Here is a 926-nt window from a genome sequence, read left to right as displayed (position 1 = left end):
GCCTATGTTGATTATTATTGGGAGCATTGGGACTATTCTAAAAAGAACGAAATTAATAAGTGGTATAAAGTTAAAACAGTGATGACCGCTGACAAGCTGATTGTTATTGAACATGAAGTGTCAGCTGATCTACAAACAGAACTAGAATTAAATAAGCACATTGAGCGTAATAGCCAGAAGAAAAATGGTTTGGAATATGACAAGGAAGCTTGGTTTTCATTGAGCAGTGATGGAACGCAGCACTCGTGTTCAGTTCAGGAAACAATTAAACAACAGGTGCAACCCAATTCACTAACCACCTTTGGTGTAAAGAATAGTGGTTGGTCTCAACAGCCTGATTGGGAAAGCTGTTCCACTCAAAGTGTGGGTAATGGATTTAGCCAAACTTTAACGTCAGATGTTGTTGGTGATTATAAAGACCAGTTTACTCAAACTCAGGTGAAGTACCATTATGGTTCAAATGCTCCTTACCCTGAGTGGGTCAATTTAGGTGATACTTTATCTAATATCTCACGAAGCGACTTTGATGTATTAAACTATCTATCAGTTGATTTCAATGAGAACACTGCACACGGTTCAGATAGTTGGACTCGTCATAAATATGCGCACATTGAAAATACACCTTTTGATTATACTCAGACGATAACGTCTAAAGATTCTCAAGGTAACTGGACTAGAGGTTATTATTACCAGAATGGGACAAGTCTGTTTGAGTGTTCAAATGATGGTGTGAACTGGTCAAAAAACACTTGTAAGTAAAGCCCGTCGATACCGAGTAAATCTAGATAATCCGTATGCAATAAAAAATCCAGTGTCTACAAGACACTGGATTTTTAGTTTTGGTTAATCGCAATTTAGCTTTGCTTTATCGAAAGTGCCTAAGCGATCTCAATTTTCTCAGCTTGGTTTTGTTCAGCCATTGATAT

1 pseudogene is annotated in these 926 nt (G+C 37.6%); it reads left to right on the top strand.

Annotated features, from left to right (window positions below):
• Positions 1-759, top strand: a pseudogene (locus AB4496_RS26900) (hypothetical protein); the annotation flags it as partial.
• Positions 760-926: the final 167 nt, after the last annotated feature.

The sequence above is a fragment of the Vibrio sp. 10N.222.46.A1 genome (assembly GCF_041473595.1).
Taxonomy (GTDB): domain Bacteria; phylum Pseudomonadota; class Gammaproteobacteria; order Enterobacterales; family Vibrionaceae; genus Vibrio; species Vibrio tasmaniensis_A.
Note: the sequence above shows the minus strand (reverse complement) of the source record. Positions and strands in the feature narration are given on the sequence as shown.